Origin of the sequence: Gordonia sp. ALPHA1B1, from assembly GCF_005502615.1 — a bacterium.
GTDB classification, from domain to species: domain Bacteria; phylum Actinomycetota; class Actinomycetes; order Mycobacteriales; family Mycobacteriaceae; genus Gordonia; species Gordonia hongkongensis.
The window spans coordinates 47,507-61,523 of record NZ_SCOC01000020.1 but is presented as its reverse complement, the minus strand read 5'-3'; the positions used below and the strand labels follow the sequence as shown (position 1 = coordinate 61,523).

The 14,017-nt window shown below is 65.2% G+C and carries 12 protein-coding genes; 4 read left to right on the top strand and 8 right to left on the bottom strand.

Translation table 11 applies throughout. The features are described 5' to 3' along the window. Positions 1–14: 14 nt before the first annotated feature. From FFS52_RS14690 to FFS52_RS14680, 3 genes are all read right to left on the bottom strand, one after another. Positions 15–1,751, bottom strand: coding sequence for a SulP family inorganic anion transporter (locus FFS52_RS14690; protein WP_137810118.1), 1,737 nt, complete (start codon positions 1,749–1,751; stop codon positions 15–17). A gap of 73 nt (positions 1,752–1,824) precedes the next feature. Beyond that, positions 1,825–2,301, bottom strand: coding sequence for a hypothetical protein (locus FFS52_RS14685; RefSeq protein WP_249356385.1), 477 nt, complete (start codon positions 2,299–2,301; stop codon positions 1,825–1,827). 101 nt (positions 2,302–2,402) lie between these two features. Further along, a complete protein-coding gene (locus FFS52_RS14680) occupies positions 2,403–2,999 on the bottom strand; it encodes a TetR/AcrR family transcriptional regulator (protein WP_226512227.1) in 597 nt (198 codons plus the stop codon). A 36-nt stretch (positions 3,000–3,035) separates the two neighbouring features. Here FFS52_RS14680 and FFS52_RS14675 point away from each other — a divergent pair, with 36 nt between their 5' ends. Continuing rightward, the gene (locus FFS52_RS14675; RefSeq protein ID WP_171011641.1) at positions 3,036–3,992 is read left to right on the top strand and encodes a DMT family transporter; all 957 of its coding nucleotides are present in this window, start codon (positions 3,036–3,038) and stop codon (positions 3,990–3,992) included. Positions 3,993–4,020: 28 nt separating this feature from the next. Here the strand turns inward: FFS52_RS14675 and FFS52_RS14670 are convergent, their stop codons facing one another. Next, the gene (locus FFS52_RS14670; protein WP_137810116.1) at positions 4,021–5,805 is read right to left on the bottom strand and encodes a DUF3556 domain-containing protein; all 1,785 of its coding nucleotides are present in this window, start codon (positions 5,803–5,805) and stop codon (positions 4,021–4,023) included. Between the two features lie 130 nt (positions 5,806–5,935). Here FFS52_RS14670 and FFS52_RS14665 point away from each other — a divergent pair, with 130 nt between their 5' ends. Then, the gene (locus FFS52_RS14665; protein WP_249356382.1) at positions 5,936–9,304 is read left to right on the top strand and encodes a DEAD/DEAH box helicase; all 3,369 of its coding nucleotides are present in this window, start codon (positions 5,936–5,938) and stop codon (positions 9,302–9,304) included. A gap of 13 nt (positions 9,305–9,317) precedes the next feature. Here FFS52_RS14665 and FFS52_RS14660 read toward each other — a convergent pair whose 3' ends face one another. Further along, positions 9,318–10,283: a hypothetical protein gene (locus tag FFS52_RS14660; protein WP_249356381.1), complete on the bottom strand. Its 966-nt coding sequence runs from the start codon at positions 10,281–10,283 to the stop codon at positions 9,318–9,320. A 126-nt stretch (positions 10,284–10,409) separates the two neighbouring features. Between FFS52_RS14660 and FFS52_RS14655 the strand changes: the two genes are divergently transcribed. Next, on the top strand, positions 10,410–11,339 hold the full coding sequence (locus FFS52_RS14655; RefSeq protein WP_137810115.1) for a hypothetical protein: 930 nt from the start codon (positions 10,410–10,412) through the stop codon (positions 11,337–11,339). Between the two features lie 16 nt (positions 11,340–11,355). On the opposite strand, the gene FFS52_RS14650 is transcribed toward FFS52_RS14655, so the two are convergent. After that, entirely contained in the window at positions 11,356–12,081 is a 726-nt protein-coding gene (locus tag FFS52_RS14650) for a GNAT family N-acetyltransferase (protein WP_137810114.1), read from the bottom strand. Positions 12,082–12,261: 180 nt separating this feature from the next. On the opposite strand from FFS52_RS14650, the gene FFS52_RS14645 reads away from it, so the two are divergent. Continuing rightward, positions 12,262–12,807, top strand: a complete 546-nt coding sequence (locus FFS52_RS14645; RefSeq protein ID WP_065631195.1) for a hypothetical protein — start codon at positions 12,262–12,264, stop codon at positions 12,805–12,807. Positions 12,808–12,937: 130 nt separating this feature from the next. Here FFS52_RS14645 and FFS52_RS14640 read toward each other — a convergent pair whose 3' ends face one another. Then, positions 12,938–13,456: an OsmC family protein gene (locus FFS52_RS14640; RefSeq protein WP_065631194.1), complete on the bottom strand. Its 519-nt coding sequence runs from the start codon at positions 13,454–13,456 to the stop codon at positions 12,938–12,940. Between the two features lie 254 nt (positions 13,457–13,710). Further along, positions 13,711–13,935 (bottom strand): amphi-Trp domain-containing protein, encoded by a 225-nt coding sequence (locus FFS52_RS14635; protein ID WP_065631193.1) that lies wholly within the window; start codon positions 13,933–13,935, stop codon positions 13,711–13,713. Positions 13,936–14,017: the final 82 nt, after the last annotated feature.

Here is a 14,017-nt window from a genome sequence, read left to right as displayed (position 1 = left end):
CCGATGTCGCGGTGTCAGGCGCCGTCGTTCGACGTCTGGATGTCCCGTCGGAGTTGTCCGGTGATCTCGTCGATCTTCGCTCCGGTCGTGGGCGCGAACCGCGAGTCGTCGAACCTGGGTTTGCCGTCGATGCGGAGGTCATAGCGTCGGAGAATGTCTCGCACCGGGTCCTTCATCTCCGCGAAGACAAGGGTGATGCCGTGGCTACGGAGATAGTCGTCCAGTTCGACGAGTTCGTCGACAGCGGTGGCGTCGATGTCGACGATGGGCTCGGCGGCGAGGATCACGGTGTGCAGTTGCCGCCCGGCCGCCCTTGCGTCGCGGACCATGCCGCGGACGTAGTCGTCGAACATGCCGCCGTTGGCGAAGAACAGCGGCGCGTCGAACCGGATGATGAGGACGCCGTCGATGCGCTCGGCGTCGGGGTGACGGGTCACATCGTGGTAGCCGCGCAGTCCCGGAACCCGCCCCAACTCCGTCCGGTACGGTCGCCACGCGAGATTCACGAAGGCGATGAACGACAGGCCGATCGCAACCAGGATGCCTTGCAGGACACCGATCAGCGCGACACCGAGGAACGCGGCGATCGACAGCGCACCCTCGACCCAGTTTGCGCGGAACAGCGCCACCACGCCGGAGATGTCGATCAGCGAGATGGCCGCGGCGATCACGACGGCGGCCAGCGCTGCTGACGGAAGGTAGGCGGTGACTCCCGGTGCGACGAAGATGAACACGACGATCAGAAGCGCCCCGACGACCGCGGCGAGTTGGGATTTGGCGCCGGCCTGTTCGGCCACCGGGGTGCGGGAGGACGACGCCGAGATCGCGAAGCCGCTCAGGAAGCCGGTGGCGATGTTCGCGGTGCCGATGGCCGCCATCTCCTGGCTGCCGTTGACCTGGTCACCCGCACGCGCGGCGAATGTTCGCGACAGCACGCTGGTGTCCGCGAACGCGATCAGCGCGATACCGACGGCCGGGCCGATCAGGCTGATGACGTCGTCGAGGGTCACGCCTTCCAGGGACGGCGACGGGAATCCGCGGGGCATCGCTCCGACGACCGGCAGGTCATCGGACCAGCCGAAGACCGCGACTGCGATGATCGAGGCCACCACGGCGACCAGGACTCCCGGAATGGCTTTGCGCCAGAACTTGAGTGCGAAGATCAGGACCAGGCACGACACCCCGATGACCGTCGGCAGCAGTTCGGCCTCCCCGGACGCGACACCCTTGACGATGTTGATCGCCTCCTGGATGACCGAGTCACCGTCGACGCTGAAGCCCAACAGTTTCGGCAACTGGCTGAGCACCACGACCAGTGCGATCCCGTTGAGGTAGCCGATGCGGATGGGTTTGGACAGCAGGTCGGTGACGAAGCCGAGCCGGAGGAGGCCGCCGATCAGCAGCACCAGACCGACCTCGATGGCGAGTACGCCGGCCAAAGCGATGCGCTCGGCGTCGAATGCTGCGAGCGGAATGATCGACGCCGCGATGATCGGGGCGAGCGACGAGTCGGGGCCGAGGACCAAGATGCGGGACGGTCCGACGACGGCGTAGACGAGCAGCGGTATGACCGTTGCGTAGAGACCGGTGACCGGTGGCAACCCGGCGACTTCGGCGTACCCCATGCCGGCGGGAATGAGCAACGCCGTCAGGACGATCCCGGCGACGATGTCACCCTTCAGCCATGACCGCTCGTAGCTGCGGAGCACTCCCAGTCCGGGCAGGAATCGTGAGACCGTTTCCGGTTGCATCAGGCGATTATGAGCCCTGGCGGCGGTTTCGGCCTCTCTTTGCCCAGTAGTTGTCGTGCCGTTTGCGATTGTGTCAGGCGGTGACCGCCCGGGGGGCGTGTCGCGGGTCCGTTGTCCGCGGCGGGATCACGGGCGACAGGGCCAGGGCGATGGTGCCGGTGACCGTGAGATGCGCGGGGGCTTCGGCGTGCAGGGTGCGACGATGCCGGGACAGGTCGACGACGGTGATGTCGACCATGGTCGCACCCGCCAGATGTGACCCCGGGAAGGCGACGTCGAGCAGTGCGGAGTGAAGCGGGAGGGCGGCGTCGACATGGACGACGACGCGTTCCCGGGCGACGATCGCAGACGTGACCCGGGTGACCAGCGTCGGGAACCACACCCCGGTCGGGCACAGGGATTGGCAGACGGGCTCGCCGTCGGCATCGAGGTAGAACGCGATCTTGCGGTGCAGCGATTCGGTGCGGAGGGACAGGTCGCCGGCGACGACGTCCGGTCCGACGGTGCGTAACGGTGTTCCCCACGTCGCGGTGTCGAACGATCTGGTCACGGTGACGCCTTTCAGAGAGGGCAGTATGTCGAACAAGGTCACCGCATCAGATCTACTCCGCATCATGTTGCTGCGGAACGCATCCGGGCGCTAAGAGTTCGTCAATTCGACTGCTGGCCGTCGAAGGTCTCGAGTGCGAAGTCGCGAGCCGCGTCGAGAGCTCCCGGCTCGACCCCCATCCCGGCGGTCACCAGCGCGCCCTCATGGAGGATGAACAGTCGCTGTGCCAATGTGTGCGAGTCGGGCACGCCGGCCTTCGTCGCGATCGAGGTGAAGAGGTCCTGGAGCTCGTGCTTCTGCCCGACGATGATCGAGAACGCGGGATGCCCGGGATCGCTGATCTCGGCGTGCGCGTTGATCATTGCGCAGCCCTTGTGGCCGCGGTCCTCCGACCAGTCCCGCGTGGCGTCGAAGATCGCCGCGAGTTGTGCGCTCGGCGACGCATCGGCGGCGTCCAGGCGGGACCGGAGGAACTCTTGCCAGGCGGCGTTGCGGGCACGCAGATACTCGACGACCAGTTGCTCCTTGGAGCCGAAGCGGTCGTAGAGCGTGCGTTTCGTGACGCCCGCGGCTGCCGCGATGGAGTCGACACCGACCGCGTGGATGCCGTGTTCGTAGAACAGTGCCGAGGCCGCGTCGAGGATGAGTCGGGCCTTGGGTGTCCACTCCACGGTCGAGAGTGTGGTCTCGGCAGTCACATGACAAAGACTACACCGATCGGTAAGGTCGTCGGCATGCGAACTTCACAGATCGGTATACCTGCGCGATGGGTGACAGTTGTCATGTCGGCGGTGTTCGTCGTCTGTTGGTCGTCGGGTTTCATCGGCGCGAAGCTGGGCGCGGGTGAGGCGCCGGTGCTCACGGTCCTCATGTGGCGATTCCTGGTGGTCGCGGTCGTACTCGGGGCCGCGGTGTACTTCCGGTGGCGTCGGCGTGGCCTCGCGCCGATGTCCGGGCGAGCGGTCGGTTCCCAGGTCGTCATCGGTGCGCTCTCGCAAGCCGGCTACACGGTCACGGTGTACTGGGCGATCGCTCTCGGCGTCAGCACCGGGACGACCGCACTCATCGACGGTGTCCAACCGCTCGTCGTCGCCGCACTGGCAGGTCCGTTGCTCGGGGCGGTCACCCACCGACGACAGTGGTGGGGTCTGCTCGTCGGGGCGGCCGGGGTTGTACTGGTCACCTGGTCGGACGCGACGTCATCCGCGGACGCGCCGTGGTGGGCGTATCTCGTCCCGCTGCTCGGTATGGCCGCGCTGGTTGCCGCCACTTTCTGCGAACGACGCGTCGTCGACCCGCCGTCACCCATGATCATCCTGGCGATCCACTGCGGCGTCTCCGCGGTGATCTTCACCGCGGCAGGCCTTCTCGCGGGGGTGGCGGTGCCGCCGGCCGACCGCACCTTCTGGCTGGCGATCGCCTGGCTGTCGATCCTGTCGACGCTCGGCGGTTACGGGCTGTACTGGATACTTCTACGACGGTCCGGCGTCACCTCGGTGAACACGCTGATGTTCCTGATGCCGCCCGTCACCGCGGTGTGGGGCACCGCTATGTACGGCGAACCCTTCGGCTGGGCAACGGCTCTCGGGCTTGCCATGGCCGGTGGCGCCACCTGGGTCGTGAATCGGGCGGAGTCGTCGACCAAGGTGCGTGACCGGCGCCGGGCTGCTGAAGCTGTGGGGGCATTGTGATCCGCCTGGCGGACCCAATCGCCCCGACTCACCCGGTGGGATCTGCCCGGCCGTCGTCGGCGCGCCAGGTCACCGTGACGGGAACCTGGTCGTCCCACGGCTGTCGCGTGACCAGGTCGGCAACGCGTACGTATCCGCGTTCGAACTCGCCGATGGCCGGGTCGACGAGTCGGTATTCCTGCGTCTGACGGAGGATCGGCTGCGCGTCGAGCAGCACGATCCGGACCTCCCCGGGCTCGAAATGACAACGCCGCTGTAGGGATTCGATGAGCTGCTCGTTGGAGAGATGCCCGTCGCCGAAGTTCCATCCCATCGCCGTGCTGCAGATTCGTTCGCCGTCGGTCAGTACATACTCCGACTCCGCAACGCCGTTCTCATCCGGCCCGCTCGCTCCGCTCCCGGCGCCGGCCATCGCTCGGTGCGCCAACGTGAACAGGGCCCGACCGTGACTGTTGAACGAGCGGAACGCATATCCCATGTAGAGCGGTATCTGGGCCGCTTCGGGGCTGCCGTAGAACCGTTCGAGCTGCGCGGCCGGCATCGACGCGATGGCGACGATGCCCTGTTCGATCTTCGCCGACGCGGACGGCTTGATGCACCACAGGCCGGTGTCCCAATTGCCGGCGTAGTAGCGCATGCCGGGCAGGAACGAGACCTTGCGCGGCATCAGGTTCCCGATGATCACCGTGCCGGCAGAAACTGCGAACAGCAGTAGCGGCCAGGGTGATTGGAGGTCGGCGAGTCCGATGTCGGGGTGACCCACGAAGATCGCCAGGATGCCGAACATCATGAAGACGTTCCACTCCAGCGGGACGCCCATCGGGATCGACGACAGGATGCCGAAATGGAAGATCAGCATGATCGTCGCCGCCACCGCGGTCACCCACCCGCCGTGGGAGAAGAACAGGACGAGCGGCACGAGTCCTTCGACCGCAGTGGAGAAGTGCGCGATCCATCGTGATCGACGGCCCGGCCGCAGGTCGTCGGGAAAGTCCTCGAAGAACTTCCGTTTGATCTTCGGGGAACGCCAGATCGGGTTGTTGGACATCATCGTCGCGATGACGAAGGGGAAGTGCTTGTTCAACTTCGACGTCGCTGCCCCGAGCCAGATGCAGAGGAAGACCAGCTTCGCGGCGACGATCATGTCGACCCCGCTGAAGAGGAACGCCACGGTGAACGCGCCGTAGACCTCACCGCGCGCCGCGAGGAAGACGGTCTTGTCACGCAGACCGATCGCCGCGAGCACACCCAGGACGGCCCAGATCTGCCAGCTGGGGAGGACTCCGACGGTCGTGTCCAGCTCCGGGATAGCGCCGGTACCCGGACTGAACAACGCTATGACCAGCAAGGCGAGTAGCGCGCCATAGAGGATGACGTCGACCGGGTTACGGGAATCGCCGGCAGTCAACGGAATCCGCGGCCATGGTGGCTGCCGGATCGTCTTCGGGCGTAGCCAGTAGAGGATCGAACCGAGCGGCGGGAAGAACCGGTTGTTCAGCGGCCCGAACCCGCACCCGAGGCCCACGACCTCGAACAGCATCGTGTACAGCACGATCTTCTGGAAGACGATCGGCTCGTTGTACCAGTCGGCGACGTCGAAGAAGCCGTCGATCCCGGGTGTGCTGATCACGATGACCCAGCCGACAAGCACGTAGAGGAGGATCTTGCCCACGTAGAACAGGTGCAGCGCCACCGGCGTCCCGAACCCGACCTCGGCCCAGTGCCGCGCCATCGGCTCGATCTTCTCCGCGCGCGTGCCCTGACTCCAGGTCGGGAAGTCGATCTCCGGCGTGGTCTGCTTCAGGAATCCCATCGACCGAGAACCTAACAAACCAAGTGCTTGCTTGGTGCTGATTCGGTGACGCTGTGGAGAAACGTGGATGACATCCGATGCGGTGCAGACGTTGGGTCCCGCCGCCGGCAGAATCGCCTAGCCTCGTCGTGTGGCAGCGTTCGATCAGTTATCGCCCGCGGAGTCGGGCCTGCTCGTGTATTTCGACGTCGCGACGATAGGCCGAGGTGCCGCATACGCACAGCAGGGGCGCGTAGCTCTCGACGACTGGGACCCGCTATTCATGTCGGCGACCGGGACCTGCGTCGGTTCGAGTGGCGAACTCTACTCACTCGAGATCGGGTTCGGTGACGGCGCCCGCGGATACGTGGTCGATGTCGCTGAATGCGACTGTCCGGTCGGTGCCAACTGCAAGCACGCCGTTGCTCTGGCGCTGGGGGTGATGCGTGCTGGGCTCATCGGTGCGTTGCCTCAACACGTTGGGCACGCGTCGGAGCCGTGGCGGGCTTTGCTGGGTGACCTTGTCGCCGGTGCCACCTCGAAAGAGCCGGGATCGGCTCCCATCGGTCTGCTCGTCGAGCTCGACGATCCCGAGTGGATGAGCCTGAAGACGGTGACATTGCGCCTGGTGACCCCCGGCAAGAAGGGCAACTGGGTACGCACGGGGATCACGTGGAGTTCCATCGAGCCGGGATATGTGACCGAGTACTACAGGTCCACCACCGACCATCCGGCTGAGCACTTCGACCCCGTTCACCTGGCACGAGTCCGTGCCGTCCACCTCTGCGCCGGGGACAAACACCTGTACGGGACCTCCCAGGTTCACCGATTGGACCAGGCGTCCGCCGAGATCTGGACCGCTCTACGGGCGGCGGTAGACGATGGTGTCGTACTGGTGGCGCATAAGTCGACGGGCGCCAAGAAAGTCGAGCTGCTTCCACCCGCGACGCCCGCGTTGACCGTTGATCGCGGCGACGAGGGTCTCGTGGTGTCGGGCGGTGTCGACTTCCCGACCGTCGGGCCGTCCGCGGACGACGCTTTGATGCTGTTCGGCTCGGTACCTCACGGAGCGAGCCTGGTACGAGGCGGCACGATGTTCCTGGCGCCGCTCGTCGACGACGGGTCGTCGAAAGCCCTCCGGGCACTTCTCGACGCCGGAACGATCAGGATTCCCGACACCGACATCGCGGAGTTCGCCGACGAGGTCCTCCCCGACCTCGCCGGTCGGATGTCTGTGACCGTGGCCGAAGGCGCCGTGACCCGACCCGAGATCACCGGTCCCGACGCGGCAGTCACGCTTCGGGTCGCCGACGATGGCGGCGCGCACCTCGAGTGGGGTGTCGTCTACCGCGTGAACGGGAGCAGACGATTCTTCCCGTCCGGGCAGAGCTCGGGGTTCGGTGACGACGTGGCCGAACGTCGCCTGTGGAAGCAACTCCGTGGTCACCTCGAAGCTGCGGCTCGGGTGTGTGATCGATGGCAGATCCAGGTGGCCGGGTTTCCGGGAAGCAAGTTCGCAGACGATCCGGAACTCGCCGAGATGACGCGCGACGAGGCTCTCGCATCGGCATCGATTGCGCTCCTGACCCGCCGTTACCGTTACTCGCCCGTCGACACTGCGCGGTTCGTCACCGAGGTCGCCCCGGAGCTGCGGGCTGACGGGATCGAGGTGGAGATCGTCGGCGAGCTCCCCGACTACCGTGCCGCCGAGGTCGTCCCCGAGATCGGTTTCGGTGCCGAACGGTCCGATGACAACGACTGGCTCGGCCTGTCGATCACCGTCGAGGTCGACGGCGTCGCAGTGCCGCTGCACCAGGTGCTGACGGCGTTGTCGAACGGAGCGACACACATGCTGTTGCCCGACGGGGCCTATTTCGTGCTAGACACCCCGGAGCTGCAACGCCTGGCCGAACTGGTGGCCGAGGCCCGCGCACTGGGTGAACTCGACCGTGGGCGGGTCCGCCGGGATACGCACAACGCCACGTTGTGGGACGAGCTGCTCGAATTGGGGACGGTCGACGACGATCTTACGAAGTGGCGCGAGCAGTTGCGTCGTCTGGCCGCCGCGACACCGCCGGTGCCTTGTCCGGTGCCGACCGGGCTGCATGCGGACTTGCGTGACTATCAGAGGGCCGGCCTCGACTGGCTGAACTTCCTGTGGGAGAACAGAATCGGCGGAGTGCTGGCCGACGACATGGGGCTGGGCAAGACCCTCCAGTCCCTGGCATTGATCGCGAAGGTCATCGAGGAGGAACCGCAGGCTCGCTTTCTCGTTGTCGCACCGACCAGCGTGATCTCGAACTGGGCGGTCGAAGCGGAACGGTTCGTACCAGGTCTGAGGATTGCAACGGTGACCGAGACGAGCGGACGGGCGAAGATCGCGTTCGCCGATCGTATTGCGGGAGCGCAACTGGTCGTCACCTCGTACGCGCTGATGCGCATCGGGATCGACGAGTTCACATCGGCCAGTTGGTCGGCCGTGTTCTTCGACGAGGCACAGTTCGTCAAGAATCACGCGAGCAAAGCTCATCAGTGCGCTCGCCGTCTTGATGCCGAGGTCAAGATCGCGATCACCGGCACGCCACTGGAGAACAACCTGATGGAACTGTGGTCGCTGATGGCGTTGACCGTGCCGGGTCTGTTCCCGTCGGCGAAGACCTTCACGTCGTACTTCCGGAAGCCGATCGAAAGTGGCACGGAGCCCGGGCGGTTGGCGTTGCTACGACGACGGATTCGTCCGATCATGCTGCGGCGCACGAAGCACCAGGTCGCCACGGACCTGCCCGCCAAGCAGGAACAGGTGCTGTCGATCAGCCTGAACGCGAAGCACGACAAGCTGTATCAGACGCGCCTCACTCGGGAACGGCAGAGCGTGCTCGGCCTGCTCGACGACTTCGAAGCCAACCGGTTCCAGATCTTCCGATCGCTCACCATGCTCCGGCAACTGAGCCTGCACGCCGGGCTCGTCGACGAGAAGCACACCGACATGGACTCGGCCAAGATCGAGTTCCTCGTCGAGCAGATTCCCGAGCTCATCGCCGAAGGTCATTCCGCCCTGATCTTCAGCCAGTTCACCGGTTTCCTCCGATTGGTCGAACGCGCCCTCGACGATGCCGGAGTCGAATACAGCTACCTCGACGGATCGATGACCGCGCGTCGGCGCACTGCGGCGATCAAGCAGTTCACGAGCGGGGCGTCGAAGGTGTTCCTGATCAGTCTCAAGGCGGGCGGTTTCGGGCTGAACCTGACCGAGGCGGACTACTGCTTCGTGTGTGATCCGTGGTGGAACCCGGCGGCCGAGGCCCAGGCCGTGGACCGCGCCCATCGCATCGGTCAGACTCGTCCGGTCACGGTCTATCGCCTGGTGTCGGCGAACACGATCGAAGAGAAAGTGGTTGCGCTGCAACAACGTAAGCGCGACCTGTTCGACGCCGTCGTCGACGATGGTGACCTTTTCGGCGCCGCCATCGGCGCCGATGACATCCGCGAGTTGCTCGGCGGGACCACGCCGGGGGGCTGACGAGCGAAGCCGCCTAGGGCCCGACGATGTGCGGCTCAGGTGGGTCGAAGCTGGGATTGTCCGGAAGCGGTGTCTGACCCAGACCGTCACCGATCTCCTTGATGGTCTTCACTCCCGACAGCTTCGACGCGCCGCGGCGGGCGAGCGAGTCGTCGTACCACTCGAACCACGGATAACCGTATCGCTGGTACTCGGTGATCGTCGGTGGAGCATGGTGCGGTGCGGACCCGGTGAGATCGTGCCATGCGTCACTGTTGACGATCCGCAGGGTCGCCTCGACGGTGTCGCCCACCGCCCAGTTCTCGCGCGGCTCGAGCGGACTGGCGATGGACTGGGTGATCGACCCACCCGCGCCGAGGCCCATCGCGGAGTCGGATGTAGGTGCGGGACAGAAGTTCAGGGTGCCGAGATCAGCCGGCGGCTCCGGTGTCGCGCGTCGAGCAGCCAGGCGCTCGTTCCATGTCGACGCGCGGAGGGGCGTGACCTGGATGCGTATCGCGCCGTCGTCGGACCCGACGAGCTGCTCCGCGGCGGTGTAACCGGAGCCGAGTGGCATGGCGACGAACTGACGGACGGATCTCTCGTCGACGCGGAAACCGTCGAGCCAGGGTTGTTCGGGTACCTCGAAATAGTCCTCGGCGTCGAAGTCCACGGTCTGCGCGAAATCCTCGCCGGTGATCGCATCGATCCCGCCGACAGACATGCGTACGAGGAACGGGTAGTCGGTCGTGGAGGTGAAGCGAAACCATGCCGCCTCGGCCTGCCACATGGGGAGCAGCGTGTCGGATTCGGACCAATCGGCACGCCGGCCTCGAAGTCTGCCTGCGTTCGTGAGGTGGAAGCGTCCCAGCCCGGGCGGTAGACCGTATGTGGCCTGGTCATCGGGGACGCGCAGGGTTCGCTGCACTGCGATGGACAGGCGGGCCTCGGCGTGGACCTCGGGGAATGCGAAGTCCAAACAGTCGTCGTCGATGGTCAAAGGAATAGGGGGCCTCCGCGGAGTCGGTTGTGGCTTGAGGGTATGCACGGGGTCCGACATCTTCAGGCGTGCGCTGTCCTGCACCGGAATCGGCCACCTCGTCGTCAACCGTGGTGTACTGGATTGATGATGTACGTCGTGATTGCCGTCTTCGTGGTGGTCATGGCGGCGGCCCTCGTCGTCTTGTTGGGAATGGCCATCGGCGCGTTCTCGACGATGTTCACGGACATGCGCGACGACCGACGCGCCCGGAGGTCGGCGGCACGGTTGCGGTCGGGCGATCCGGGCCCGGCGCGGGCGCCTCAGGAATCCCCGGCGGATCCGCTGGGCGACCTCGCTGACACACTTCGACTCGCACAGGCTCGACGCTGGGAGTCGTGTCAGGCAATCCGCGAGCGACTGGACGGCGATTCCACTGACTGTGGGAAGGCCGGTGCCGGCGGGTTCAGGCTCCGTGCCCTGGACATCTGGTGCGGTCGGTCGCCCGAGGGGATCGACGTCGGATCCGACACCGGCGCACTCGACCGCTTCGCATCCGACCCGATAGGCCAGATCGCGTGGACGACTGCGGCGGTTGCCGACCGCATCAGTGAACTACCCGCGTGGCGTCTCGACTTCTTCGATCGCCACTCCGTGCGCGTCGACCTGGGCGGTGAGGTCACCGCCATCGCGAGCGCGGCCGTCGGACTTCGCGACCAGTTCGCGCTGCTCGGCGAGGCGCCGTCTGGACACCTGGCCGCCGACCCGGAAGTGGTCTCGACCTTCGCTGACAAATCGCTCCTCCTTTCGGGTCGACTCGACGAACTCGTGCGGCGGCTCGAGGCGTTCACCGGGTACGAGCAGATCGTCGCGCAGATTCAGCACCGCCAGGAGAAGCAAGCATGGCTCGACCGTGTCGGTGAGATCGACGATTTCGAGCACGCCGTCGCCACCGAATGGGATCGGGCCGAGGCCGATCGGGTGCGGCACCTGGCCGACGAATCGGATGTGCTGGCCTCGATCTACCTCGATGAGATTGCGCCGCTGGTGAAATCGCTGAGGCGCGATCGACTGTAGGCTTCTGGCACCGTGATCACTGTGGGGCAGTGACGATCTGGAACAGCACTTCCCGTCGGACGACGAAGCCGAGCTGCTCGTACAGTCGGATTGCGCCGACGTTGCGGGCATCAGCATGCAGGATCGGGATGTCGCCGCGTGTCCGGATGCGGTGCGCCAGGTCGAGTACGAGCCGGGACGCGAGTCCGTGCCCGCGGTGGTCGGGATCGGTGCAGACGGCGCTGATCTCGGTGTATCCCGGTGGGCTCAACCGTTCGCCACCCATCGCGATGAGGCGGCCGTTGCGTCGGATCCCGACGTAGGTGCCCATCTCGATGGTCCTCGGCCGGAACGGGCCAGGGCGCGTGAGTCGGACCAGTTCGGTCATCTCGGGCACATCCTCGTGCGCCAGTGTCACGGCTTCGTCGTCTGCTCGAGTGTCGAGTCCGGCGTCGATCATCTGCACGCCGGGCAGATACATCGTCGTATCCCATTCGGCGGGAGCTCGATTCGTGACCACCGGCAGGAACAGGGAGCCACCCGGACCGACGAGTTGGGCGGCGTCCGACCAGTCTTTCGCGGTGGGGGAGTCGGGCAGAGCCGCCATGGGGCATACGTCGGGGTGGTACCGCAGGGCCGCACCGTGGCGCTGCGCGAAGTGGGCATGCGGTCCGGTCAGGGCCGCGAGAGCCGGATTTTCGAGCATCGCGTGACCTGCGACGCCATGTTCGGATGTTCGTTCGTCGGTGATGCGGTCGGTCACACGGTGACGATACGCCCGCGCGGTGGGGGCCGGTGCTCGGGTGTCTTCGCACTTCAGGGTCGTCCGCCGAACCCAGGGCGTCCTGGCCCACGCAGCACCGTGACCCGCATCCAGGTCTCGGTGCCAGATAAGGGGACGTCAGGTCGAGGCTTTGTCGGACCCCTGGGCGAGTATCGACATATGACTGAATGGATACCGCTGATCGGCGGATTGGCTACTGCGTTGATCGGCGCGCTTGCTGTGACTGTGAAAGCGCGCGGCGACATGGCTACCAAGGGGAGCTGGGAGAGAATAATGCTGCTGATAGAGATCAGCGAGAAGCTGCCGGAAGGCAACCTGCGTCTTCGGCTCGACCAGTACAGGGATGTGCTCGTGCGCGGCGCACTACTGAGTTCCACCCGTGTTCGTGCCCGTTGGTTTCTTCTTCTGTTCGTTCCGGGTGGGATCCTCGCTCTCACCGGCAGCGGTATCGGACTCGCGGGAGTGATAGCCGACGACGCTGCAATGGAGTCGATCGCAATGTCGCTGTTCTGGACCGGTTTCGTAGTCATGTTGCTTGCGCTGTTCGTTCCGATGGCGCCGCAACTGCCGCCTGGGGCGCCGCGCCGCAAGGCCAACAGCGAATTGATTGAATTCAGAAGACAGGTTCTCGAGGATTTCCCGAACATCGAATCCGAGAAGGGCCTTTCGATAGCTTCGGATGTCCTCGCGGCGATGAGACGGTAAGTGGTGTAGCCCAAGAGTCTGAAGTTGGATCGTTTGATCACTGGATGACGATGCGCCCGGTTGGGTACGCGAGAATCCGATAGCCGACTCGTAGACCAGACGGTCGCCGAGTCCGAGAACTTCGGAGTCCTCAGGTCAGTACGATCTCCACTGGCACCGCGTTGCCGAGGGTGTGTCCGACAGGTGAGCTGGCCCGGACCTTGGCGTGCAGTTCGTCGAGCTTCTCGCGCGGTGCGTCGGAGTCGAGTGTGACTCTCGCGGTGATGGATTCGAAGCCTGCGTGACCTTCTGCAAGGCCGAGGAACACGTGCAGGTCGAGGTCGCCCTTCAGGTCGATTCGCAGGTCCTTTAGTTCGATGCCCGCAGTGGTGGCGTTCGCGGCATAGCCGACAGCCAGGCAGTTGCCCAGGGCGCCGAGCAACTGCTCGACCGGGTTGGGCGCCGTGTCGCCGCCACCGAGGACGGCGGGCTCATCTGACGCCACAGGCGGGAAGTTTCGAATACGGGCCTCGGATGCGAACGAACCGGTCCACCGGACGTGCGCGGCCCACGTTGTCTGTGCCTTGGTCGCATCTCCTTGGATCGCTGCGACCAATTGGCCGACGGCGTCTATGTCCACGTCGTTGAGGCGGGTGGCGGTCTCGGTCATGGTGCTCCTTCGACGGTCTGGTTGCCGACGAAGCTATCGGGCGCAGCTGAGTACGCCGACAGTCTGCATCACCGTGAGCGGAACACTTGGATGTTGTCGCAGCCAGGAGCATCCTGCACCACAGGGGTCAGTACCCCCGCGACCGCCAGACCTCAACTCGATGGCCAGACCTCGATCGAAGTCCAGGAGTCGAGATGAGGTTCGCCGGTGGCCGGGTCACCCAACGGACTGTTGAGTACAGACGCTGCGCCTGTCTACCAGGAGATCTCGATCTCCAGCTCGGACTCCTCGGTGCCCCGTTCGATCTCGATCTTCAACTGCACCGTGTCCGGGATGTCGACGCGCACTGTCTTGTTGTTCTCCACATACGACACTTCGTTGTGGCGTGCGATCGCGTCGGCGAGTTCGTGAATTCGCTTCGCTGCTTCTTCACGGGTGAGCTGTGTCTTGGTCTTGTGCTCGAACAGTTCGTCGCTCATCAGTCCATCTGAGCCCACCGCTGGAGCGCGGTCAAGCGTGTCGCGTGCCGAAGTCGAGAGTTCACCGCAGCTCAATGCGGTG